Source organism: Streptomyces sp. MK7 (genome assembly GCF_032658145.1).
Taxonomy (GTDB): Bacteria; Actinomycetota; Actinomycetes; order Streptomycetales; family Streptomycetaceae; genus Streptomyces; species Streptomyces spiralis.
Window position 1 is genome coordinate 39891 of sequence record NZ_JAVACL010000023.1, and the last position, 24675, is coordinate 64565.

A 24675-nucleotide genomic window follows, 5' to 3' on the forward strand; every position below is an offset into this window, starting at 1 on the left:
GTTGGCCAACCCGGCACGCAGGAGGCCCCCGCACATTGCCCCACCCCTGGCCCGCCGTCTCGCTCCTCCTCGCCGTCTTCTGGGTGATCGTCGGCGCGCACGGCACCCGCGCTGCCCTGCGTGCCCGCCGTTCCTTAAGCCTGCTGGGCACGCTCGGCGTCGAAACGGTGGGCGAGGTGGCCAACGACGCCCGCCGGGTCGGCAGCTCCTACCACCCACCCCAGATCCGCTACCAAGCCCCGCCCCCAGGCCACCCCGCCGCCCCCGCCACCCACACCTACCGTCAGGTCCCCCTCAACCTCGACGCTCCCAACGCCCTTCACCGCGGCACCCCCGTCCTCCTCCGCTACGACCCGAAAGACCCGCGGCGCGCAGTGATCGTCCGCACGAAGAAGGCGTACTCGCCCACGGCCAATGTCGTGTGGTGCGTGTTCTGCTTGGTGGTGGGGCTGGCGCTGAGTGCGGCCGCGCTCCTGTGACCGGTCCGGTTCCGGCCCCCAGGCCGGTTACTCCACTCCGGCCCCTGCCTCCCTGCACCACCCCGGGAACGCATCCAGGATCTTCGGACGTATTTGTTCCTGTCCGGTTACTCCTTCACGTCAGGCTCACGCTAACGTCACATGGGAACCAGTCGCACTGGCATGTCCGCACACACCTGGACATGCCCCGGCCCGCGAGGAACACCCGTATGCCGCCGTACCAGCCCTCTTCTGACTGGCAGTTCGACGTACCCACCAGCGGAAGCAAGCGGCTCCCCCCGGCGGCCAGGTCGTTCGAATCGCTCGCTCATCAGGGCTACGGCTTCGAGGCGGCCATCGCCGACCTGATCGACAACTCGATCGACGCAGGAGCGCGCAACGTCGTCGTCAGCTTCCTGCGGGACACCGGTGAGCGGGGTGGGCGGGACCGGCTCGTCGGCTTGCTCGTCATCGACGACGGCCATGGCATGGACGAGACCGGTCTGGACACGGCGATGACCGTCGGGGGCCGTCAGGAGTACGCCATCGGCGCCCTCGGGCACTTCGGGGCCGGACTGAAGGCTGCTTCCCTCTCGCACGCCGACGCGCTCACCGTGATCAGCCGCACCAAGCGCAGCCCGTCGGCCGGCCGCCGCTGGCTCACCGCCCGCGCCCAGGCCGACTTCACCTGCGACATCGTCGATGCGGCGTACTGTCAGGATCTGGTCGACCGCTACGACGGGATCATCGGCTGGCACGGGACGATCGTGCGCTGGGACCAGGTCCGGACGTTCGAGACCATCACCGTCGGCCAGACCGACCGGTACCTCGACGACGCGATCGAACGGCTCGAGACCCACCTCGGACTTCATCTCCACCGCTTCCTCGCCCGCGACGGCTTCCACATCGACATCGTCGTCGAGGACGTCCACACACGGGAGGAGCTGGACCACCGCGGCGTGGAACCCATCGACCCGTTCGGCTACCGGGTCCCGGGCCGCCCCGGCTATCCCCGCGCGTACACCGCGCCTGTGGAGGGCGTCGGCGACGTCGAACTCACCGCCCACATATGGCCGCCCAAGTCACCCCTCGTCGCCTACCGCGGCATCGGGCCGCTCGCCGAGCGGCAAGGCTTCTATCTCTACCGCAACGACCGGCTCGTCCAGGCCGGCGGCTGGAACGACACCCGGAGTCCGGAGGGTCACCTCGCCCTGGCCCGCATCGCCGTCGATCTGCCGCCCGAACCCAACGACGTGTTCGCCCTGACCGTCAAGAAGGACGGAGTCCAGGTCACCCCGGCGTTCGCCCGGGGCCTTGAGAAGGCGGCGGCCCCGAGCGGCCACACCTTCGCCGAGTACGTCCGCGAGGCCGAGGTGACCTACCGCGAGGCCGCCAAGCGGCGTACGGAGGTCAAACGCGCGGCTGTCATCCCGCCTGGCAAGGGCATCGACCCGAAGCTGAAGCGGACGCTGCGGGACGAACTACCGCAGCTGGAGGGCGCCGACCCCATCACCTTTACCTGGGCCAGGCTCGATGTGCCACCCGGCGTCGACTCCGCGGAACTGCTCTTCACGATCGACCACAAGGAACGCCGGGTCGTCCTCAACAAGGACTATCGGCACGCCTTCAACGGTGACCGGCGCGGGGGTTCCAACGACGCACCGGTCCTCAAGAGCCTTCTCTATCTGATGCTCAACGAGATCTTCCAGAAGGAACGCGTCTGGGCCAACCAGACCGACAAGGTCACCCTGTGGAACAGCGTTCTCGTCACCGCGGTGCGTGCCGAACTCGCCCGCGCAGAGGGGTAGTCACGCCTCTCGCCCGCGCCCTCCCGTATCTCCAGAAAGGCCGCCCAGTCGCCGTGACCGCCGTGAACACATCCGCTCCCGACCACCTCACCGACCTGCACGGCGAGGTCCTCGACGCGATGAGCAGGCGTGGCCCCAGGCACTTCGCCAAGCTCGCCTTCGTGCTTGCCGACGCGGACGATCCGGCGGACGCGGACATGACCCGCTTCCGCGACCGTCTGCTGGCCGCGGACCCCGGCGACGCGCTGATCGCCCTCTGGCGCCGGAAGCTCACGGCATGGGACTTCGAACAGTCCCCTACGTGGTCGGCCACCACCGCGCCTCGCACCGCGGAGCGGCGCGCCGAGATCTACGACAAGCTCGCGTTCGGCGCGGATCTGCGCAAGGCGCTCGACGCGGCAGTCCCCGTGCACGAAGAAGCGGGCCCCGTCACCATCAGCCGCGAGTTCGAGCCCTGGTACACCCGGGAGCAGGCGGCGAACCGCTCCTTCTACTGGACGTCGTACGAACGGCTGCTGCGTCGCAAAGGCTGGAGCGACGCGGCGGTCTCCAGCCTGGACGAGGCCGCCCACGCGGTCGTCGAGCGGCTTGCCGACCCCACCCGCGACACCCCGTACGGCGCCCGCGGACTCGTCGTCGGCTACGTGCAGTCCGGCAAGACCGCCAACTTCACCGGCGTCACCGCCAAGGCCATTGACGCAGGCTACCGCCTGGTCATCGTTCTGGGCGGCACCTTGAACCTGCTGCGCGGCCAGACACAGCGCCGGCTCGACATGGAGCTGATCGGCCAGGAGAACATCCTGGGCGCCGCCGACCCGAACGACCCGGACGCCCTGGTCGGCATCGACTACCAGGACGACGAGGACTGGCCCGCGAAGTTCGTCTCCTTCGGCGCCCGCCCCTCCCTTCTCGGCGCCTTCGACATCGAGCGTCTGACCTCTCGCGACCGTGACTACATGGCGCTGGAGCGCGGCATCAGCGCCCTGGAGTTCGAGAAGCCGGACCGCACCCGCCCCCTGTACGAGCCGGCGAACCTGCACGCGGCCCGCGCCCGCGTCATGGTCGTGAAGAAGAACAAGTCGGTACTGGAAAAGCTGGTCACCGACCTCAAGAAGATAGGCCCGATCCTCGGCGAGATACCGGCCCTGATCATCGACGACGAGTCGGACCAGGCCTCGGTGAACACGACCGACCCGAAGAAGTGGGAGGACGGGAAGGTCACCCGCACCGCGATCAACGGCCAGATCAGCAAGCTCCTCAAGCTCCTGCCCCGCGCCCAGTACGTCGGCTACACGGCGACTCCCTTCGCCAACGTGTTCATCGACCCGGGTGACGAGGAGGACCTGTTCCCGCGCGACTTCCTGATCTCGCTGCCCCGCCCCACCGGCTACATGGGCGTTCAGGACTTCCACGACCTGGACACCATCGAGGGCGGCGAGGGCGAAGCCGAGAAGAAGCACGTCCGGGGCATCTACGGATCCACGGGCGACCGCCTCCAGGAGGCCCTGGACGCCTTCGTGCTCACCGGCGCCCTGAAGCTCTACCGAGAGAACCACGGCGTTCCCTCGGGCCCGTTCCGCCACCACACGATGCTCGTGCACGAATCGGTCCGCATGGCCGAGCACGCCGCACTCGCCGAGCGCATCGAGACGATGTGGCGCAACGCCGCGTATACCGGCCCGGAAGGCCACGCCCGCCTGGCATCCCTCTTGGACAAGGACTTCCACGCCCATGCGGACGGCTCCCTGCCCACTCCCGCGACCTACGCGGACCTCAAGCCGTACGTCTCCGGGGCCCGCCGCCTGATCAATCAGGGTGGCGGCCCCGTCATGGTCGTCAACGGCGAGAGCGAGCGCGACTATGCCCAGCCCGACCTGGACTTCGACCGCACCCCGAACGTCTGGAAGATCCTCGTCGGTGGCACCAAGCTGTCCCGTGGCTTCACGGTCGAGGGCCTGACGATCACGTACTACCGCCGCACGACGCAGCAGGCGGACACGCTGATGCAGATGGGCCGCTGGTTCGGCTTCCGCCCCGGCTACCGCGATCTCGTACGTCTCTACATCGGCCGCGAGGAGTCCCTCGGCCGCGGCCGCAACGCAAAGACCGTCGACCTGTACGAGGCCTTCGAGGCGATCTGCCGGGACGAGGAGCTCTTCCGCGCCGAACTGGCCCGCTACGCGCCCTTGGTGGACGGCCGCCCCCAGGTCACCCCCGCACAGATTCCGCCACTGGTGGCCCAGCACCTGCCCTGGGTGAAGCCGTCGGCCCGGAACAAGATGTTCAACGCGGAGCTGGTGGAGGTGCGGTCGCCGGGCGTGTGGGAGGAGCCGACGGCCTATCCCGAGGACGCCGAGGCTCTGCGTCACAACACGGAGTGCTGGGCGCCGGTCCTCCGAGCCCTGTCGCCTGCTCCCGTCTCACTCGGCGTGTTCGGCGGCCCGCAGTACGACGCGCGTGTGGGGACGGTGTCGCACCAAGACCTGCTCACGGTGCTCTGCGACCTGCGCTGGTCCGTCCCGGCGCAGTTCTCGCCGCACCTGGAGTTCCTCCTGGACGCCGGGCGCGGAACGGGCACGATCGACGACTGGTTCGTGATCACCCCGATGCAGACGTCCGCCAGTCGGAACGAGGCGCGGATCCTGGGACAGGGGCCCTTCTCTCTCGCTCGCCGCACACGCCGCCGCGGACCTCTGTTCGGTGCCGTTCGAGACCCCAAGCACGTCGCGGCGGCGAAGCGCCTGGCCGGAGCCTCGGACCTGACCGGCAACGCGATGGTCGAGCAAAACGTCCGCCCGCGTCGGGGCGCACTGGTGCTCTACCCGGTGGTGGAGTCCGAGCCGCGCACCCTGTCCGACGGCTCGGTCGATCCGCATGATCTCGTCATGGCCTTCGCCTTCGTCGCTCCGCCGTCGACGGTGCGGGGGAACCGTCCCTTGGTGCGGTTCCGGACGATCGACTCGACCAAGGCCGAGGCTGCGATAATCGATCGTGACGACACGGCTTCGTGAGGCTCGACGACAGTGAACAGCATGATGCCTTCCTCACCCGGAGTGTCGGCCCGTATGAGCCGGCAGGCGAGCAAGGACACGGGGGTCGAGCTAGCCGTGCGGCGGCTGCTGCACGCGGCCGGGCTGCGCTACCGCGTGGAGTACCCCGTGCCGGGCATGCCCCGGAGACGCCTCGACGTCGCGTTCCCCCGGGCCAAGGTCGCGGTTCTCATCGACGGCTGCTTCTGGCACGGGTGCCCTCAGCACGCCACGCAGCCGAAGGCCAATGCGGACTGGTGGCGCAGCAAGCTGGACCGGAACATGGCCCGTGACCGGGAGACGACGGAACATCTGGTCGCGGAGGGCTGGACGGTGCTCCGGTTCTGGGAACACGAGGCTCCTGAGGACGTGGCGGTACGGGTGGCGGCGGCAGTGGAGCAGCGCCGGGCAGACCTGCGCAGGGGGAGAAGCAAGTGAGGCCGCTGACCTTCGTCGACGTCTGCTCCGGAGCCGGTGGGTTGGCCCTCGGGCTGGAGCAGGCGGGGTTCGCGCCGCGTCTGCTGTTGGACGACGACGAACTCGCCGTCACCACACTCCGAACGAATCGCCCACACTGGAACGTACTCCACACCGACCTGTTGGACTTCGATCCGGCCGAGCACCCTGTGAGCTACGACGTGGATCTCCTCTCGGCGGGCCTGCCGAGGGTGAAGTCGAGTGCGACGGTCGGCCGGACGGACTCGCGCGCGGAAGAGCGACTGCTGGAGGCTGCCGTCCTTCTCGTCCATGCCATCAGGCCTCGGGCGGTGCTCATCGAGAACGTTCCCGGACTCGCTCATCAGGGCGAGTACCAGCGGTTCCGTGACTTCGCCCGGGCGGAACTGGCTCACCTGGGTTACGAGTTCAGTTGGTTCGTCGTGAACGCCGTCGACTTCGGCGTACCGCAGAACCGGAAGCAGGGCGTACTGATAGCGATCGAGCGGAATCGGGCTCAGGAATTCCGGCCCCCGTCGCCCACGGTGCAGGAGCCCACGACGGTGGGTGCCACCTTGGGCCCGTCGATGGCCGCACGTGGATGGCGGGACGCCGCCGGTTGGGCCGCCCAGGCCGACGAACCGGCTCCGACGTTGGTCGGGGGGTCGAAAAACCGGGGCGGCGCCGACCTCGGACCGACGGGAGCGAAAAGGAAGTGGGCGACCATGGGCGTCAACGGGCACACGGTGGCCGACGACGTTCCCGGTCCGGACTTCGTGTGGGACCCCGCACTCGGCATGGACAATATGGTGAAAATCACAGCTGATCAGGCGGCGTTGCTCCAGGGTTTCCCCGCATCGTGGGAGATCGCCGGTCGCAAGACCGCTCGGTACCGCCAGATCGGACACGCGACACCGCCGCCGGTCGCACAGGCACTGGGACGGGCGGTCGTCGAAGCGTTGGAGGGTCACCCAGCAGTTCCCGCTGCCGGCTAGACTTCCGCCACATGACCAGCACGGCGCCCCACCAGTCCATCCTCGACAAGCCCTTTGTCCTGGACCTCTTCGCGGGTCCCGGCGGGCTGGACGTTGCCGGACGCGCCCTCGGCATCCCGAGTCTCGGCATCGAGTGGGACAAGAGCGCCTGTCTGACGCGCTACGCGGCCGGGCTGGAAACCCTCCACGCCGATGTGAGTGCGATCCGCAAGGAGTCGTTCGAGGCGTTGCCGCCGGAGATCAACGTGCTCGCCGGGGGTCCTCCGTGTCAGACGTACTCGGTGGCCGGGAAGGGCGCGGGTCGTAAGGCTCTGGAAGAGGTCAAGGAGTTCATCAAGCGGCTCATGGCGGGTGATCCCGACGAGGAGATCGACAAGGAGTTGAAGAACCTCAGCGACCCGCGCACCGCGTTGGTGCTCGAACCCCTCCGCTACGCGATCCAGGCAACCAGGAGCCCGAACCGGGGGCACCGGCCGTACGACGTCATCGTCCTGGAGCAGGTCCCCGCCGTCGAGGCGCTCTGGGTCCGCTACGCCGAGGTGCTGCAGGAGATCGGCCTCCCCGACGGCACCAAGTACAAGGTCGTCGTCGACGTCCTGGACACCGAGAGCTACGGAGTGCCGCAGACCCGCTCCCGCGCCGTGCTGATCGCCCGCCGTGAGGGACTCGGCGAGCCCTCACTGCCCAAGCCGACCCACCGCGCCTACGAGGCGAAGGAGTGGAACCGCAGGAACGGTGACAGCACAGTCCCGGCAGCTCAGCCCACCCTCTGCGAGGCGACCGTCCCCGTCCCCCGGCAGCGCCCCGTGGACGGCGACGATCTGGAGCACTGGACGTCGATGGGCGACGCCCTCTCCGAGCCGGTCGGCACACACCCGGGGCGCAGGACACCCTTCTTGGTCCGGTCGAACTACGGCAGCTCCGGGAACCCGGGACGACGCGGGGTACGGACCGACCGACAGCCGGCCACCACCGTCACGGGGCGTATCTCACGGTTCGTGGTCTTCGAACCCGTCGGCGACCACCACCCCGACATCGTCCGGGAGGGTCGGAGGTTCAGCATGAACGAAGCAGGGATGCTGCAGAGCTTCCCCCCTGACTACCCGTGGTCGGGCACTGCGAAGGCCCAGCAGGTGGGCAACGCCGTCCCGCCCCTGTTCGGGGCGCACCTCCTGAGTGCCGCGCTCGGTCTCCCCGCGCCGGCCCCGGAGGTGATGAGGGAGCCATGGGTCCCGGCCACGGAGGAGCAGCGGGCCAAGCTGCGCAGCGAAGGCTGCGGGTCGGCGGGCGACTGCACCGCCCGCTGCCCGCGCCCCGAGTAGCAGGAGCCGCCCCGCGGCAGTGATGCAGGGCGGCCCGCCCGGTCAGTCCTCGATCTTCCTGCCCCTGACCGGAGCCGTCTCGAACAGGTCGGCGAAGTAGTCGGTGAGCGCAGCCAGGGACTCCTCCGGTACGGGGTCCTCGTCCGGCCCGTCGGGGAGGACGTGGCGTGAGACGGGTGGGGCTGTCTCCGCCTCGGCGATCCACTCCCGAAGACGGGCCGGCGTTCTCGGTTCGTCCGGTGCGAGGACGTCGTAGATCAAGGTCGCTCCGGCCGCGTTGATGGCAGCGCTCAGACCTTCGATCTCCCGCCCGGTGGTGACCTTTCCGTCCTTCAGGAGGCGGACCAGGGCCTGAGCGGTGGGGCGGTGGTCGAGCAGGTCCTTCCGTAGAACGGTGTGGATGAGGTCCTGATTGCCGCATGCGACCTCGACCGGCCCGTAGTCCGGCCCGTTCCGGAAGAGCTCGGCCGCCCACCAGAGACGGGAGAAGCACTGCCGATCCCCAGGTCCGCGGAAGCGCTCCGCAGCGACGCGCTGTGTCGAATCCGACTGGTGGCGCCACACGACATAGTCAGGGGCCACGGCCAGCGCCAGGTGGTTCCACAGGCGCTTGTCCGCCGCTTCCCTCCGCGTCAGACGCAGGGTGGCGTGGAGCCGTGGCGCGAGCCAGGCGTCGGCCCGGGTCCGGTCCTTGCCGAACTCGAACATGGCGTCCTCCACCAGGGTGCGGATCGGCTCGACCCACCACCTGGCGTCGTCCTCGGGGAGCGGCTCGACGACCTTGGCGAGGTCGATACCGCTGTGGACCTGTTCGCCCCTGAGCAGCCCCTCGGTGAGGAACGTGTCCATGGCCGATCCGGAAAGCAGCGCCAGACGCTCCGGTACGTGGTGAGGCTGGGTGATCACGACGCGCTCTCCCTGTTCGACCGTTCCAGACTGCGGATGACGTACCCCACGGCCTTGGCGGCCTCGGCACGCCGGACCGCCGCGTAGTGAATGCGGGTCTGGAGTTCGCCCCAGCCCGACTCGCCGGTGCGCCGGCGGTGGACCTGCCTCAGGGCCTCCTCGACATGCACACCGGGGACGACGTCCGGGAGCATCTCCCGCAGCACCTCGCCCTGCCAGTCGGTCGGGAAGACCGGGCCACCGCCCGGTTCCACCTCCAGGTCGCCGATGGCGCCGTGGAACACAGCCGTCCACACATCCGTGGCCATCTGGGCGACAAGGACGTCACGCACCTTGGTCTCCACGGCGGAGCCATTGCTGTCCAACAGCCCCACGATCCCGTCGATGTCGGTGTTGACGTACACGGTGGGGACACGTGCCGTGGTGTCCACCAACCAGGGCGCGTCGGCGTAGGCGCGCAGCCACTCCCTGGAGCTCTTGCTGAACGACGCCTTGCGGACGTCCAGTCGCAGGCCTCTGACCGGTTCGTCGGAGACGGTGTCGACGACCCAACTCCGGTCGGTCTCGGCGATCGACCGGCCCACCACCCCGTCGACCGTCCCGACGGCGCACACAGCGAGGGTCGCTCGTCCGAGGTGGTCGTCGCGGAGCACCTGGACGGTGCCCGACCAGTCGTGACCGTCCTCCGTGTCACGGGTGAGAGCCGTCGATGTACGAAGGTTGGTCTCACCGTCGGTCAACACGGCGAGGACTCGCAGCTCGGACCAGGCCGCGTCCGCGGCGTCGGAGCCGGGCGGCAGCGTGGCCGAAAGACCGATCGTGGCGCTCACCCAGTCCGCATGGCCCGCGACGCCGAGGGCGACGACCTGGTCCTGGGTCGAGTAGGCGCTGGTGTCCAGCGGGACACGGATGCCGTCGGAGAGGTTGAGCGAGACCGACGTCACGCGCAACGTGATGGGGCGGTCGAGCCGCTTGTACGGGTAGATCGGGCGGACCTTCACGTGTCACGCCTCCTTGCCGGCGCGCAGTTCGAGGACGAGGCGGGTGAGCGTGGTCCTCACCGGATGGCTGGAGACATCGGTGGCTCCTCGGAACTTCGCGCGTCGGGTGCCGGGCGGGAAGCGCAAGGTGCCGTCCTCGACCTCGCAGCCCTCGACGGCCACGAGTTCCGCCCAGTCGAGTTTCGGACGGCCACCGGAACGGACGTCCAACAGGGCGACCGGCACCATGGGGACGATCTCGTCGCCCCGCGGGATGCTCACCTCCGCGGTGATCAGCCACTCCCCCTGGTCACCGATGGTCGCGCCGAGTTCTTCCAGTGCGGGGACCACCGGTCCGGAGGGCACCTTGGCCTTGGGTCGGCTCTTGACGGTCAGCGCCTTGCGCAGCGCCTCGCCGCCCTCACGTCCCCCGCGCTTCGGCCGGGCGACGAGTTCTCTGACGGCGCTGTTGACCTCGGTGGTCAGGTTGTTGATCCGCCTGTACGCGGAAGGAGACCAGCGCAGGGTCAGTTCCTCCGTCTGCCCCCAGCGATCGTGCTCGGGCGGTTCCGCCGCCCGCAGGAACTCCTCGGCCTCCTTCGCGAAGGGAGCTGACTCCCCGGCGGCCTCGCCCACCAGGACGACGGCCTGGAAGGGGTTGGTACCGATCGGCAGGTTCGGGACCTTGGCCTTCCTGACCGTCATGCGGTTGCCGCGCAGCGCGTGCACATGGTTCGCAGGGATGTCCTTGTCGCCGGCGGCCTCGGTGACCAGCAGAACCGCCTGATGGGTACCGAGCGTCCCGTGGGCGCCGCCGGCCAGCGGCAGCTTCAGCGGAACGTTTCTGGATGCCACCTGACCGGACTCGGTGAGTCGATCCACCGTGGTGCCCTCGTAGTGGGCCCGCAGGGCGCGGGTTCGGGACGGCTGTTCGACGGACGGGTCCACCTTCGTCTCGGCCACGACCTCCTCGCCGTTGCGCAGAGCGCGGACCGAGGCTTCCAGCAACGGGAGTCGGCCACCCCCGCCGATCATGGCCGCCCAGAAGTCGCGGCCCAGCGCCTCGACCAGGCGGCCGTGCATCCTCTCGATGTCGCGCGTGTCCTCGGGCCCCTCCTCGTCGCGGGGCTTGTCGTCCTCGACCTGGTCCTCGAGGCTGGCCACGTCGTGCGCACCCACGATGAGGAAGGACGTACCGGGTTCGTCACCGTCCCGGCTCAGATGCAGCTGGGCCACGGTCTCCTCGTCCGCCCACCAGGAACGGGCGACCTCGGCACCAGGGGTGTCGGGGTCGGGGCGCCCGAACCAGGCGGGGCCCGCGCAGGTGCGGCCGTCGACCTCCCGCCAGGGCAGTTCGAGGCGGCCGATCACCCTCCGCTCGGTACGTCCTTCGTGCGGCACCGACAGAGTGGAATTGATGAGCACGAGGCCGAGAGCACTGGTCGCCCACAGCGTTGACTTGCCCAGGCCGTAGGAACCACCTGCGGCGGAACCGGACTTCAGGCTTTCGAGCTGGCGCCGGACGACGGCGGCGAACTTGCCGTCCGCGTAGTCGTCGCCGGTGAGCCCGGAGGCGTTGTAATCGTCGACCCGCAGAAGGATCAGGCGGCCCTTCTCGTACATGTCGCGCACACCGGCGTCGACGACCCGGCCCACCTTCTGGTTACCGGCGAGCTCCGAGACGGCGGAGTAGTGCGGGAAGAGTTCTTTCCAGAGGATCGCCTCGCGGAAGGCTTCCAGGTGTTCACCGGTCAGCTCGTGCAGGGTGTAGCGGACCCGGACGGGGCGACCGTTCTCCGTCAGGCGCTCGTCGAGGCTGTTCTGGCACGTCTCGCGCGCGAGGACCTGGACGTCGGCGTCGAAGGCGAAGGCCGCGGCATTGCCCAGGTCACGGCCGCCGTCGGGATAGCCGGGTCGGTGGTACCAGGTGACGGGGAGGCCGGCTTGGGTGTCGGTGGTGCGGGTGTGCACCGTGCCTACGTCCGTGCCGAGAGCCCTGGCGATGTCCGTCATGACGGTCGGACGGGGGGTCGACCGTCCGGCGATCCACGCGGAGACGGCAGCTCGGGTCAGCTGGAGTTCCTTGGCCAGTTCAGCCTGCGTCTTCCCCGCGAGTTTGAGCTGCCGAGCCAGCCATGGCCCGAACTCCTCACCTGTCTCCACGCGTCACCTGTCTCTTCCTCGGGTCGTAGAAGGAGGCTAATTTGACGATCACGATCACGTCAACCAATAGTTAACTGGACCGAGGTGCCTGATGGGTCAACCCTTCTGACCGAATCTTCCGATTCATGCACCTCGTCCTCGTTTGGCACCTGGCCAACAAATCGGAACCGTGAACTCCGTTCGTAGGCATGTGAGTTGGGTTGCCAACATCGCAGAACCCAGATACCTTCGCCATGTTGGAAAAGCCAACTCGCTCGCGAACCGGAAACCCGGGGGCTGGGCGACTGGGGGAGAAGTGCGTCCGCAGGCGGCCAACACCGCTGGGCGGAAACGTTTTTGGAAAGAGGCTGGCGGAACGACGATTCCGCCCGCTAGCGTTTTCACCGGGGGGCGTAGCCCGATTACACCCCTGTGCACCAATAGGAAATGACGCGACAGGGGTGGGGTGTCATTGAACGAGGACTACTTTTTTCTTTTGCTGCTCTCACAGCGGGAGCGCAGCGCGATAGCGCTGGATATTCAGTTGGCGACGAGCGAGGCGGAAGTGGCGGACATTCTGCGCCGCCACGGACTGTCCTTCCGCGACCCGGGCGAAGGCGGTTCGGGGGATGACGAACAAGAGTCGCCTGACTCCTGACGCACAGCACCCACCAGCATGTTCCACGTCCTCGACCACGGGCGACACGTTCGGAAGACCAACACCTCATGAACCCACGGGCCGGCTCGCGCACAGCTGGCGAGCCGGCCCGTCATCCAGACTTTCACCCACCTTTGACACCAGGAGAAGCAGCCGTGCCGTCCTCGTCCTCAGCGGTGATCGAAACCGTTCTCGAACAATCCGCCCGCGTTCTGCAGACCTATGCCGTGGACCCCGGCCTCGTGGCCGAGCACGCCAATGGCGAGCGTCGTATCACGCAGGGCGGATACGGCGACCGTCAGCTTTTCGAGCTCGTTCAGAATGCGGCCGACGAAATCGCCGGCGAACCCGGTGGACGGGTCCACGTGGTCCTCACGGAGACCCATCTCTACTGCGCCAATGAGGGAAACCCGGTCACCCCGGAGGGGGCCGAGACCATTCTTCGAATGAGCATGTCGAAGAAGCGCGGTGGGCAGATCGGGCGCTTCGGAGTCGGCGTGAAGTCGGTCCTCGTCGTGACCGACACGCCGCAATTCTTCAGCCGCACCGGGAGTTTCGGATTCGACCGCGCCTGGTCCTACGCGCAGATCAAGAACGTGCCCGGGGTGACGGAGCGCTACGGCCCGGAGTTCGACGCCCCCGTCCTGCGGATGGCCCGCCCACTCGACATGCAGGCCGAACGTGCCTCCGATCCCGTACTGGACAAGCTGTTGACCTGGGCGACCACGGTCGTTCGGCTCCCGCTGCTCCCGAAGGCCGACGACCGGCTGGGGAAGGACATGCACGGCAATCGTGGCAAGGACCATGGTGAGCCCCGCGAGGAGTTCCCGGTCGGGTTCCAGCTCTTCTCGCCGCACGTCTCCACGGTCGTGCTGGAGGACCACCGCCGCAGGCCCTTGGCGCGTCGTACGCTGACCGTCCAACACTCCGGCGACCTGCACACTGTCACCGAGGAGCGTACGGGGAAGGCCCTCTCCACGGAGCGGTGGCGCGTGTTCACCACCACGCACGAGCCGGGCCCGGCAGCCCGGGCGGACGCCGGGGAGTTGCACGACCGGTTCTCCCTCGACCTGTCCTGGGGCGTTCCCGCGCTGGAGAAGGACCTGGAGAGCGGCCTGTACGTCAGACCGGCCCGCTCGCGCGGTCGCGGCAAGTTCTGGTCCTTCTTCCCCACCAAGTACGAGATGTCCCTGAGCGGCATCCTCAACGGGGCGTGGAAGACCAACGAGGACCGGCAGAACCTGCTCGACTCCTCCCCCTTCAACCAGGAGATGATCAGGGTGTCGGCGAAGCTCGTCGTCGACTCCCTCCCGGCGCTGGCTCCGGCCGAGGACCCGGCCGCCTATCTCCCCCTGCTTCCCGGCCGTGTCAAGGAATCGATCAGCTGGGCCGACGAGTTCCTGACCCGGGAGATCTGGGCCCTCACCGCCGCGTCCCCCTCACTGCCTGATCAGGACGGCGTCCTGCGCGTCCCCGAGCAACTGCGCATCCACCCGCGGCTGGACAGGGATCTGAAGCAGCTGACGCGGTGGCTGCGGATGTGGCACGAGTGCCCGGGGCGCCCCTCGGACTGGCTGCACCCGAGCGTCGAGGCCGACGCCCTGCGCTCGGGCAAGGTCGAGCACATCCTCGGCGCCACCGGACACGAGCGGGCCGGGGTCCGCGACTGGCTGGAGGCTCTCGTCGCGAGCGGAACTGCCGAGGCGTCGGGGGTGGCCATCCGCATCCTGGCCGACATGATCGAGAACGACTCCCCATCCGCCGACGAGGCCCGCAAGGCTCGCATCGTGCTCACCGAGGAGCACGGGCTGGTCGCCCCCGTCCACGGCAAGGTGTTCCGTCGGGCCGAGCACCAGGACGGGCTGCGCGAGTCCACGGTGTACGTCGTCGACGAGCTCGCCCAGGACCCGTCGCTGGCGCACGCGCTCAATGTCCTCGGCATCCGCGAGGCCGACGCCGAGGGCCGGTTCGCCAGCGTCCTCGACCAGGGCTTCGACCACTACGTGGAGTCGGACTGGGAGCGCTTCTGGGAGCTGTTCCGCCAGGCCGGCATCCGTCGGCTGGCCCACAAGGTTCTGGAGCGCGTGCCCGATCCGCGCACGACGCTCCGGGTACGGACAGCCGACAAGCATTTCCGGCCTGTCGGGGACTGCATGCTTCCCGGTGTGGTGGTCGACGCCGAGCGCGATCCGAGCGTGGCCGTCGACACGACGTTCCACTCCGACGACGCGTCCTTCTTCTCTTTGATCGGTCTGCGGGAGCGGCCGACCGGCGGCGTGCAACCGCAGGCGGACGAGGCCTGGTTCGAGGAGTACCGCGCCGCCGTCCACGCGGCCTCGTTGCGCAACCTGGACAGCGGCGCCCCGCGCCCCTCGCTGAACCGGATGAAGGTCGAGGGTGCCGCGATCGGTGGTCCTCTCCATCTCTTCCGCGACCTGTCCGACGAGTCCCGCGCCGCCTTCCTCAAGGCGCTGCCCGACGACGCGGTGGTGGACAACTGGACGCGTCAGTTCGGCGCCCAGACGAGCACTCGGCAGGCGGTGATGTCCCCGATCCGGTGGATGCTGCGCAAGCACGGCAAGGTCGCCACCTCGCAGGGGATCAAGCCGCTGACGGAGGCCGTCGGCCCCCAACTCGCCGCCTACCGCGACGTGCTGCCGGTCGCCGACATCTCCCCCGAGAAGGCCCGCAAGCTGCGGCTGCCGATCACCGTCGAAGAGGTCCCCGCCGACCGCTGGGACACGCTCCTCGACGAGGTGTCCCACAGCGAGGACGACGCCTTCGTCGGTGCGACCTACGTGATGCTGACCCGGTTCGGGGCAGATTTCCCCGAGGACTCCCTCACCCGCTGCCGGATCGGTGACACCTGGGGCACCCGCCCCGACGACGAGATCACCCTCGCCGTCGGCGCCGCCGAATACCGGGCCCTGCGTGCCGAGCAGCTCCCGGCCCTGCTCGTGCCGACCGCCGAGGACGCCGAGCTGATGGTCGAGAAGTGGGGCATGCTCCGCTATGCCGACGTGATCAGTCGGGAGACCCGCGAGGTGCCCGACGGCGACCCCGTCCCCCTCGTCGAGCTGTTCCCCGCCCTGCGGCAGCGCCTGAACAGCGGTAACCGGAACAGCACGGTGCAGCGGTGCACCGAGCTGGAAGAGGTCACGCGCACGCCCAACGGCACTCACGCCTCTCCCCTGGACGCCGTGCGCCAGGACGGCACGGTCAAGATCCACATGCCTGTGGAGCCGGAGCCCATGCTGCGGCTGATCGACCGCGAACTCGGCCTCGGCCTGGGCGCGGCCGGCTGCCGCGCGGTGCTGGAACACCAGGACCGCATGGCCAAGGACAGCGCGCTGAAGGCGGCGCAGAAGGCCGTGCGCGATGCCGAGGACGTCGTGGCCAAGCTTGAACTGCTGATCGGTGCGGACGCGCTCAGGGCCGGCCTGCCCGAAGGTCTGATGGACGCCGAGCTGCAGGCGACCGGCGGCGCGGAGCCGTCCGGACGCCGCATCGCGCAGATGGCGTTCAACGCGCACGGCGACGGGGTGCTCCAGCAGCACGCCCGGGACATCCAGGCACGCTTCCCCAACGCCCCGGTCTCGTACGGAGGTTCTTCGGCGGCCATCGGGTTCGTCTCCGACCTGCGCCTGCCTGTCACGTTCGCAGGTTCCAGGACGCCGTCGCCGCCCTCCTTCGAGACCGTCGAAGGCCCCAGGGACTTCCCCAGGCTCCACGACTACCAGGAAGACCTGGTCCGGAACATCTCCACCCTGCTCGACCGGCTCGCTCCGCAGCGCGGCATGCTGTCCCTGCCCACCGGCGCCGGCAAGACGCGGGTCACCGCCGAGGCCGTGATCCGCTGGGTGAAGCGGGTCGGCGACCTCAAGGGACCCTTGCTGTGGATCGCGCAGACCGAGGAACTGTGCGAACAGGCCGTACAGAGTTGGAAGTTCGTGTGGGGGAAGGTCGGTGCCGAGCGTCCGCTCACCATCAGTCGGCTGTGGAGCAGCAACGAGGTCGGCAACGTCGTCGACCACCCCCACCTGGTGGTCGCCACGGACGCGAAGCTGGAGCGATGCCTGGGCACCGACCAGTACACGTGGCTGCGCGACCCCGCGCTCGTGATCGTGGACGAGGCGCACACCGCGATCTCCAAGCGGTACACGGAGATCCTCGGCCTGTTGGGCTTGACACAGTACGAGACGAGTCGGCATCTGCTCGGCCTGACCGCCACTCCGTTCCGCAACACCAACGAGGACGAGACCCGCCGGCTGATCAGCCGCTTCGGCAACCGGAGGCTCGACGAAGGCGTGTTCCCCTCCGGCGACCCGTACCGCGACCTGCAGAAGTGGGGCATGCTCGCCCAGGTCGAGCACCGCACCCTGGAGGGCGGTCGGATCGTGCTGAACCAGGACGAGAAGACGCACGCCGAACGCATGGCGATGCTGTCCCGTGCCGCCGAGCAGCGGCTCGCCGACGATCACGAGCGGAGTCTGCGCATCGTCGACTCGGTGGCCGACCTGCCGCCGGACTGGCCGACGCTGCTCTTCGCCACCTCCGTCGACCATGCCAAGTACCTGGCGGCCATGCTCAACGACAGAGGCGTCCGGTCCGCCGCCGTGGACTCGACGACCAGCGCGCAGGACCGTCGGACACGGATCGAGAACTTCCGGAACGGCCGCATCCGTGTGCTCACCAACTACGGCGTCCTCACCCAGGGGTTCGACGCGCCCGCCACGCGGGTCGTCGTCGTGGCACGACCGGTCTACAGCACCAACGTGTACCAGCAGATGATCGGGCGCGGCCTGCGCGGCCCCAAGAACGGCGGCAAGGACACCTGCCTGATCCTCAACGTCGACGACAACATCGCCAACTTCGAAACCAAACTGGCCTTCAACCAGTTCGAGCACCTCTGGAGCCGTGCGTGACCGACGTCTACCTCGACAGTCCCCCGCTCACCGCCGAGCAGCGGGTCGTCGTCGAGCAACCCTGGGACGCGCGGGTCCTGGTCACCGCCGGGGCCGGCGCGGGAAAGACGCACACGCTGGTGCGGCGGCTCGACGCACTGTGCGGTCACGAGGACCCGGAGGAGGCACTGGAGGCCACCGACATCCTCGTGCTCACGTTCTCCCGGGCGGCCGCGCGCGAGTTGCGTGAGCGCATCACCCGGCACGGGGACCGGGCCCGCCGGGTACGCGCCCAGACCTTCGACGCCTGGGCGTACGGGGTGCTCGTCCAGACGTACCCGGACCGGGACTGGGCCACGACCTCCTTCGACGAACGGATCAAGGCAGCGGCGGAAGCCGTCGAGGAAGGCGCGCTGGAGGCCGGCGACTCGGTCCCGCCATCCCATGTGGTGATCGACGAGGTGCAGGATCTGCTGGGCGATCGCCGGGAACTGGTGGAGTCCCTTCTCGACCGTTATCAGGACAGCTGCGGCTTCACCGTGGTCGGTGACGCCGCCCAGTCCGTGTACGGCTTCCAGATCGAGGACCCCGCCGAACGCAACGACGAGACCGGCCGCTTCTTCGAGTGGTTGCGCCGCTCGTACCCCGACGACCTGGTGGAACTGCACCTCACCGAGAACTTCCGAGCCGTCACCCCGGAGGCACGGGTCGCGCTGTCGCACGGACCCCGGCTCCAGCAGGTCCGGGACGCGGGCGAGGCCGCCACGCTCTACGAGGACTTGCGGGACCGGCTCCTGGACCCCGCGAACTCGCTCGGCGACCTCACCGACGAGTACACGCTGCAGGGTCTGCGGGACCTCGACGACACCTGCGCCGTCCTCACCCGCGACAACCGACAGGCCCTGGTGGTCTCCCGGCTGCTCCACGAGAACGGCATCGGGCACCGGCTGCGCCGTCCCCTCGAAGAGCGGCCGATCCCCTACTGGGTGGCCGAACTGCTGCGCCGTACCGAGGCGACCGGCCTGCCCGAGGACCGGTTCCGCTCCCTGCTGGAGCAGATCCCGCTGTCCCACCAACCGAACGCGGGCGCCCTGTGGACGGTGCTGCGACGCGCCACCCGCTCGCCCGGGCGCACCGCGCTCGACCTGAACCGGCTGCGCCGCCTGGTCGCGGACGGGCGGTTCCCCGACGAGGCGGCCGACCCGGAGAGCGCGCGGATCGTCGTCTCCACCGTGCACCGGGCCAAGGGGTTGGAGTTCGACCGGGTGGTCGTCCTGACTCCGCCGTCCGTCGCCGAACTCCACAAGCAGTACGGGACCGAGACGGACCTCCCCGCGGAGGCCCGCGCCCTGTACGTGGCGATGACCCGCGCCCGACAGGACCTGTACCACGTCCGCTCTCCCGAGCTGCCGATCGTCAAGAGGGCGGGGAACCGCAAGACCGGTCGGCGGTATGTCGGCGGGTGGCGGTCGTGGGAGAGGTTCGGCGTGGTGGCCGAGGCCGGGGACGTCTGCCAGGACAATCCGCCCGGTCACGCGACCGACGCCGTGGCGACCCAGACGTACCTCCTGCGGGAGGTCGGCCCCGGTCAGGAGGTGCTGCTGCGCAAGCGTCACGATCTGCCGGCGGGCGAGGCTCAGAGCCCGCCGTACGCCCTGCTGCACCGGGGACGGGAGATAGGCGAGGCGTCGGAGCGGTTCCGACAGGAGCTGTTCCGAGTGCAGAAGGTGAATCGGGCGTGGGAACCGTGGTGGCCCGACGAGATCCACGGTCTGCGGATCGACACCTTGGAGACGGTGACGGGCAGCATCGCGGCCGGCGCCAACGTCGGCCTCGGCGACCGGGGTGTGTGGATCGCGCCTCGGATCACCGGTATCGGCATGTTTCGACGGGCTGACGACGTAGAGGAGCAGGACGCATGACGCACGTGGCAGGTCGGCACTCCGAGCACTATCGAGTGCGCGACGAGGAACTTCTCCTGGGGGTGCGTGGGGAACTCTTTGGCCCCACCGAGGAGTCCGAGCCGCAGGACCGGGCCGAGGTGCTTCCCCAGGACGCCCCGATCGACAGGTACCTGACCGGTGTGCTGTACCCCCGCGCCTCCCGGGAACGGAGGGCCGAGAACGCCGCCGAACAGGACGGCCTGGACGCCCCGCCTGTTCTCGCCCGGGAGGACGCCGAGGAGTCCGGTGCCGCGCAGGAATCCGGCGTCCCGGGTGACAAGCGCCCGTCCTCCATGGGCCTGACCTTCGCGGTCGACCCGGACATGAGCGGCACGATCGTGGTCTCGGCGCGCGCGGCGGTCTACGAGCCCACCGACGCGGACGGCAACCCGGTCCCGGCCCGCCGGGCCGAGGCCCGGACCGTCGCGGAGCAGCGGGAGCGGTGGCGGCGCAAGGAACTCGGGCTCCCCGAGCAGAGCATCGACGTGACCCGCCCCTCCCCGGGCGACCTCATCGAACTCGTTCCGGAGAAGGTCGCCCTGCACGTCATCGTCCGCAGCGCCTCCCCGGTCACCGGAGCGGTCACCGTCACGGTGACGCTGATCAACAGGCAGAAGGTCGGTGAGCGGGACCTCCAGGACGCCTTTGCCCTATTCCAGTGCGGCCTGACGGTCCGGGCCGCGAACGGCTCCAGCGCGTTCGTCGAGCGCCCCGCCCCGGGCCCCGCACACGACCCGGAGATCGCGACCAGTCGGCTGCTGCACCGCCATGCCCCGACCTTCGCCATCGGGCACGGCTGCGCCGCCGCCTGGGACTGGAACCCGTCGCCGATCGGCGTCACCGACAGCGTCCCGGCCGCCGTCCCCGAGGTGCGCAGCGAGTTCGTACCCAGCGTGGAGGTGCTGCTGACCGACTCCAATCCGGAGATCGACAGCTCGTCGCTGTCGATGCTGGGGCTGGCCGAGAAGTCCGACACCGAGGTCCTGGCCGCCCTGGAGGCGCTTGCCACGGGGTACGAGGACTGGATCGACCGCAAGTCGGCCGAAGCGGACGCTCTGGCGGGCGGCCCTCACGGGCAGCCCGCACGAGACCAGGTGGACGCCTGTCGCGAGGCGCTCGGCCGGATCCGCGAGGGCATCCGGCTGCTGCGCGGCAAGCCCGACCTGATGCGGGCCTTCCGGCTCGCCAACCGCGCCATGGCCGACCAGCGCTCCCGCAGCGCCTGGGTGAAGGGCGGGCGCGTGGGCGACCCCGACCCGTCCGCCGGGCGTTGGCGGCCCTTCCAGATCGCCTTCGTGCTGCTCTGCGTCGCCGGCATCGACGACCCCGACCACGACGACCGGAAGATCTCCGATCTCCTCTGGTTCCCCACCGGTGGCGGCAAGACGGAGGCCTACCTGGGGCTGATCGCCCTGACGTCCTTCCTGCGCCGCATCCGCAAGGGCCCGAACGGCGGCGGGGTCACCGTCCTCATGCGCTACACACTCCGCCTGCTCACCCTGCAGCAGTTCGAGCGTGCGGCGATCCTGCTCTGCGCCATGGAAGACATGCGACGCCACACGCCCGAGCTGGGCGACGAGCCGTTCTCCGTCGGCATGTGGGTGGGGCGCTCGGCCACCCCCAACACACTGGCCGAGGCCGCTGCCAGGCTCGACGAGCTGCGCGGCAACCCGGACAAGCGGCTCGCCACCGAGAACCCCGTCCAGTTGCACGCCTGCCCCTGGTGCGCGGCCCGGCTCGACGCCAGGGACTACGAGGTCGACGAGGACGCCAAGCGGATGTACATCCGCTGCCCCGGTACGGACTGTGACTTCGCCGACGGTCTCCCCGTCCACTTGATCGACGAGGCGGTGTACGACGCGCGCCCGACGCTCGTCATCGCCACAGTCGACAAGTTCGCCTCGATGCCGTGGCGCCCGGCGACCTCCGCGCTCTTCAACCTGGACGACCCGACCGACGACACTCCTGCACCGGAGCTGATCGTCCAGGATGAACTCCACTTGATCTCCGGACCCTTGGGTACCCTCACCGGCCTCTACGAGACCGCCGTGGACGCACTGGCCGACCGACCCAAGGTGATCGCCTCCACGGCGACCATCCGTCGTGCCGCCGACCAGGGCCGTCACCTCTTCGCCCGCGAGGTGCGCCAGTTCCCACCCGCCGGCCTGGACGCGCGCGACTCGTGGTTCGCCGTGGAGACCCCGCGTGAGGAGAAGGCGAGCCGCCGCTACGTCGGCCTCCTGGCCCCCGGCACCAGCCAGTCCACGCTGTTGATCCGCACGTACGCCACATTGCTCCACCGGGCCATGCACGCGGACACCGACGACAAGGTGCGCGACGCCTACTGGAGCCTCGTCGGCTACTTCAACAGCCTGCGGCTGCTCTCCGCAGCGGAACTCCAGGTCCACGACGACGTGGTGGCGTACCTGGAACTCCTCGCCGAACGCGAGGGCGTGGCCGTGCGCTCGGTGGCCAACTACTCGGAGCTGACCAGCCGGATCGACGCCAGCGAGATCCCTACCCGCCTCAAGGGAATCGAGAAGAGGCTCCCCGACGAGGGCACTGTGGACGTCCTGCTCGCCACCAACATGATCGCGGTGGGCGTGGACGTGGACCGGCTCGGGTTGATGGCCGTGATGGGCCAACCCCAGGCGACGGCCGAGTACATCCAGGCCACGAGCCGCGTCGGCCGCGCCCACCCCGGCCTGGTCGTGGTCATGCTCAACTCCGCTCGCGCCCGGGACCGTTCGCACTACGAGAACTTCCAGCATTACCACTCGGCTCTTTACCGTGAGGTCGAGTCGACCTCCGTGACCCCGTTCTCCGCCCGTGCACGTGAGCGGGGCCTGCACGCGGTGATCGTCGCTCTCGCCCGCATCCTGATCCCCGCCGCACGCCCGAACGAGGGCGCCGGCGACGTCGAGTCCTACGAGCATGTCCTGCGGGACCGCATCAGGTGCCTGCTCCTGGACCGCGTCAGCGCGGTCGCTCCCTCCGAGGTCGAGGCCGTGGAGCAGGGCTTCGACGAGTTCGTCGACTGGTGGTGCAAGGAAGCGGGCATCCACAGTGAGTTGCTCTTCGAACCGAAGCGGGGCAGCCGTGCCCCGTCACTCCTGAAGTCGTACGACGACGAGTCCGCGGACCGCGAAGCGTGGTCCACCCTGTGGAGCCTGCGCGATGTCGACTCCGAGTCCGCCCTGTTCATGGAGGGAACCCGATGACCCCGCCCCCCGCCCGCCGCCGCCGGGCCGCAGCGAACGGGGCCGCTCCGGCCCACAGCCTTCCCCGCCGCGGCACGGTCCGCCGCTCCCAGGTGATCACCACGTACGGCGTCGGGTCGCTCATCGCCGTCGACCACGAGTCCTTCATCGTCTCGGGACTGGACGAGGCCGACCGAAGCTGGAGCACGGACGAGTCACGCGTCGTCCACGAGCGGCGGCTCGCCCGCCTGCTCGAGGTCGACCACTTTCGGTTGCCGCCGGCGTCCGAGGACACCAGCAAGGACGGTCTTCGGGTCCGCCGCTTTCCCCTGATGCACTCGTGTCCCGAGTGCAACGAACTGCAGCCGCACCGCGACTTTTCACCACCGGCCGGTCGAAGCGTCTGCGGCACGTGCGAGGTGGACCTCGTCCCCTCCCGCTTCGTCGTCGCCTGCGAGGCCGGGCACCTCGACGAGTTCCCCTACTGGCAGTGGGTGCACCGCTCGCCCGACCGGGACGCCACAAGGCTCGGGAAGTGCGGCGGCAAGCTCAGGATGCGCACGACCGGACGCACCTCCTCGCTGCGCTCCATCGTCATCTCCTGCACCTGCGGTCAGGTGCCCGAGGTCTCGATGGAGGGCTCCTTCCGCAGGAACGCGCTGAAGGACCTGCGCCTCACTTGCCGAGGCGCCCGGCCGTGGCTCGGCCTCTCCGCCACGGACCCGGCGGGTTGCGGACTCCCCCTGCGCACCCTGCAGCGCGGTTCCTCGTCGGTATGGCAGCCGGTATTGAAGTCGGCGCTCTCCATCCCTCCGTGGAGCAACGGCCGTGCGGATCCGCTCGCGGAGCACTGGGACGCGCTTCGCCAGTTCGACAACCGCGAGCACGTCGGGATCTACCTCAAGGGCGCGTTCAAGGGTCAGTGCCCGATCCCGCTGGACGAGGTCATGGCACTGCTCGACGCGGAACGCGAGGAGGACCCGGACGACGGGACGGAGCCCACCTTCGACCACCGCTATCGCGCCCTGCGCCACAAGGAGTACGAACGCCTGCGCTCGGGCAACGACCAGAGCGAGCACTCCCGCGACGAGCGGTTCGTCTGCGAGACGCCGCTCGGTGACCCGAACGTGCTCCAGCCGCTCGGGGTCACCGACCCGATGCTGGTCAAGAAGCTCCGTGAGGTGCGGGCCCTGAAGGCGTTCACCCGACTCGTCGACGCCGAGTCGACGACCGACGCGAAGGAGATGCCACTCTCCGAGAAGCCCTTGCGCTGGCTGCCGGCCATGGAGGTCCAGGGCGAGGGAGTCTTCCTGCGCCTGGACGAGAACAGACTGGACGCCTGGGAGAAGGCGACGACGGTGGCGGCCCGCGTCGAGCGTATGCGTACCGCTCATCAGCGGGTGCTCGACCAGCGGGCCGACGACCCGAGTCGGGCCGTGCCTTCCCCGGCGACACCTCGCATGGTGCTGTTGCACACCTTGGCCCACGTCCTCATCAACGAGTGGAGCCTGGAAGCGGGCTATCCGTCCGCCTCCTTGCGCGAGCGCCTGTACGCCGCCAATGACATGGCCGGGGTACTCGTCTATACGGCGACGAGCGACTCGGCGGGCAGCCTCGGTGGTCTGGTCGCGCAGGGTGAGCCGGACAACCTCGACCGGACGATCCGTTCCGCCCTCCGCCGTGCCGAATGGTGTTCCTCTGATCCTCTTTGTATGGAGACCGCGGTGTCCGGCGCTGACGGAACCAACCTCGCCGCCTGCCACGCCTGTGTGATGCTCCCCGAGACAAGCTGCGAACACAACAACATCCTGCTCGACCGCGCACTGCTGATCGGGACGCCGGAGGATCCCGACCTGGCATTCTTCCGAAACGCCCTCACCCCCTGACAGGCCGAG

14 protein-coding genes are annotated in these 24675 nt (G+C 69.2%); 11 read left to right on the forward strand and 3 right to left on the reverse strand.

Features of this window, described 5'->3' with window-relative positions:
• The first annotated feature begins 35 nt into the window (after positions 1-35).
• From R2S09_RS23910 to R2S09_RS23935, 6 genes are all read left to right on the forward strand, one after another.
• Positions 36-479 carry a DUF3592 domain-containing protein gene (locus R2S09_RS23910; RefSeq protein WP_316743145.1) on the forward strand — a complete coding sequence of 148 codons (444 nt, stop codon included), beginning with the start codon at positions 36-38 and terminating at the stop codon, positions 477-479.
• 209 nt (positions 480-688) lie between these two features.
• Entirely contained in the window at positions 689-2266 is a 1578-nt protein-coding gene (locus tag R2S09_RS23915) for an ATP-binding protein (protein ID WP_316743146.1), read from the forward strand.
• 119 nt (positions 2267-2385) lie between these two features.
• Positions 2386-5277, forward strand: a complete 2892-nt coding sequence (locus tag R2S09_RS23920) for a Z1 domain-containing protein (RefSeq protein WP_316743230.1) — start codon at positions 2386-2388, stop codon at positions 5275-5277.
• Between the two features lie 54 nt (positions 5278-5331).
• Entirely contained in the window at positions 5332-5733 is a 402-nt protein-coding gene (locus R2S09_RS23925) for a very short patch repair endonuclease (protein ID WP_316743148.1), read from the forward strand.
• Positions 5730-6725: a DNA cytosine methyltransferase gene (locus R2S09_RS23930; protein ID WP_316743150.1), complete on the forward strand. Its 996-nt coding sequence runs from the start codon at positions 5730-5732 to the stop codon at positions 6723-6725. The genes R2S09_RS23925 and R2S09_RS23930 overlap by 4 nt, the downstream gene beginning before the upstream one ends.
• Positions 6726-6736: 11 nt before the next feature.
• Positions 6737-8047: a DNA cytosine methyltransferase gene (locus tag R2S09_RS23935; protein WP_316743152.1), complete on the forward strand. Its 1311-nt coding sequence runs from the start codon at positions 6737-6739 to the stop codon at positions 8045-8047.
• A 42-nt stretch (positions 8048-8089) separates the two neighbouring features.
• On the opposite strand, the gene R2S09_RS23940 is transcribed toward R2S09_RS23935, so the two are convergent.
• From R2S09_RS23940 to R2S09_RS23950, 3 genes are read right to left on the reverse strand one after another with little or no spacing between them, the layout of a single operon-like run.
• Positions 8090-8953: a DUF6339 family protein gene (locus tag R2S09_RS23940; RefSeq protein ID WP_316743154.1), complete on the reverse strand. Its 864-nt coding sequence runs from the start codon at positions 8951-8953 to the stop codon at positions 8090-8092.
• A complete protein-coding gene (locus tag R2S09_RS23945; protein WP_316743155.1) occupies positions 8950-9954 on the reverse strand; it encodes a hypothetical protein in 1005 nt (334 codons plus the stop codon). Before R2S09_RS23945 ends, R2S09_RS23940 begins: the two co-directional genes overlap by 4 nt.
• A gap of 3 nt (positions 9955-9957) precedes the next feature.
• Complete coding sequence (locus R2S09_RS23950) at positions 9958-12096, reverse strand: helix-turn-helix transcriptional regulator (protein WP_316743156.1); 2139 nt, start codon at positions 12094-12096, stop codon at positions 9958-9960.
• A gap of 451 nt (positions 12097-12547) precedes the next feature.
• On the opposite strand from R2S09_RS23950, the gene R2S09_RS23955 reads away from it, so the two are divergent.
• From R2S09_RS23955 to R2S09_RS23980, 5 genes are all read left to right on the forward strand, one after another.
• On the forward strand, positions 12548-12733 hold the full coding sequence (locus tag R2S09_RS23955; RefSeq protein WP_316743157.1) for a hypothetical protein: 186 nt from the start codon (positions 12548-12550) through the stop codon (positions 12731-12733).
• Between the two features lie 155 nt (positions 12734-12888).
• Positions 12889-17658, forward strand: coding sequence for a DEAD/DEAH box helicase (locus R2S09_RS23965; RefSeq protein WP_399144519.1), 4770 nt, complete (start codon positions 12889-12891; stop codon positions 17656-17658).
• On the forward strand, positions 17655-19559 hold the full coding sequence (locus R2S09_RS23970) for a UvrD-helicase domain-containing protein (RefSeq protein WP_316743160.1): 1905 nt from the start codon (positions 17655-17657) through the stop codon (positions 19557-19559). The genes R2S09_RS23965 and R2S09_RS23970 overlap by 4 nt, the downstream gene beginning before the upstream one ends.
• A complete protein-coding gene (locus R2S09_RS23975) occupies positions 19556-22801 on the forward strand; it encodes a helicase-related protein (protein WP_316743162.1) in 3246 nt (1081 codons plus the stop codon). Before R2S09_RS23970 ends, R2S09_RS23975 begins: the two co-directional genes overlap by 4 nt.
• Positions 22798-24666, forward strand: coding sequence for a DUF1998 domain-containing protein (locus R2S09_RS23980; protein ID WP_316743164.1), 1869 nt, complete (start codon positions 22798-22800; stop codon positions 24664-24666). Before R2S09_RS23975 ends, R2S09_RS23980 begins: the two co-directional genes overlap by 4 nt.
• The last annotated feature ends 9 nt before the right edge of the window (positions 24667-24675 follow it).

Coding starts and splice junctions, on each gene's coding strand:
- R2S09_RS23915 (WP_316743146.1), top strand. CDS start 689: ATGCCGCCGTACCAGCCCTCTTCTGACTGGCAGTTCGACGTACCCACC.
- R2S09_RS23920 (WP_316743230.1), top strand. CDS start 2,386: ATGAGCAGGCGTGGCCCCAGGCACTTCGCCAAGCTCGCCTTCGTGCTT.
- R2S09_RS23925 (WP_316743148.1), top strand. CDS start 5,332: ATGAGCCGGCAGGCGAGCAAGGACACGGGGGTCGAGCTAGCCGTGCGG.
- R2S09_RS23935 (WP_316743152.1), top strand. CDS start 6,737: ATGACCAGCACGGCGCCCCACCAGTCCATCCTCGACAAGCCCTTTGTC.
- R2S09_RS23975 (WP_316743162.1), top strand. CDS start 19,556: ATGACGCACGTGGCAGGTCGGCACTCCGAGCACTATCGAGTGCGCGAC.
- R2S09_RS23980 (WP_316743164.1), top strand. CDS start 22,798: ATGACCCCGCCCCCCGCCCGCCGCCGCCGGGCCGCAGCGAACGGGGCC.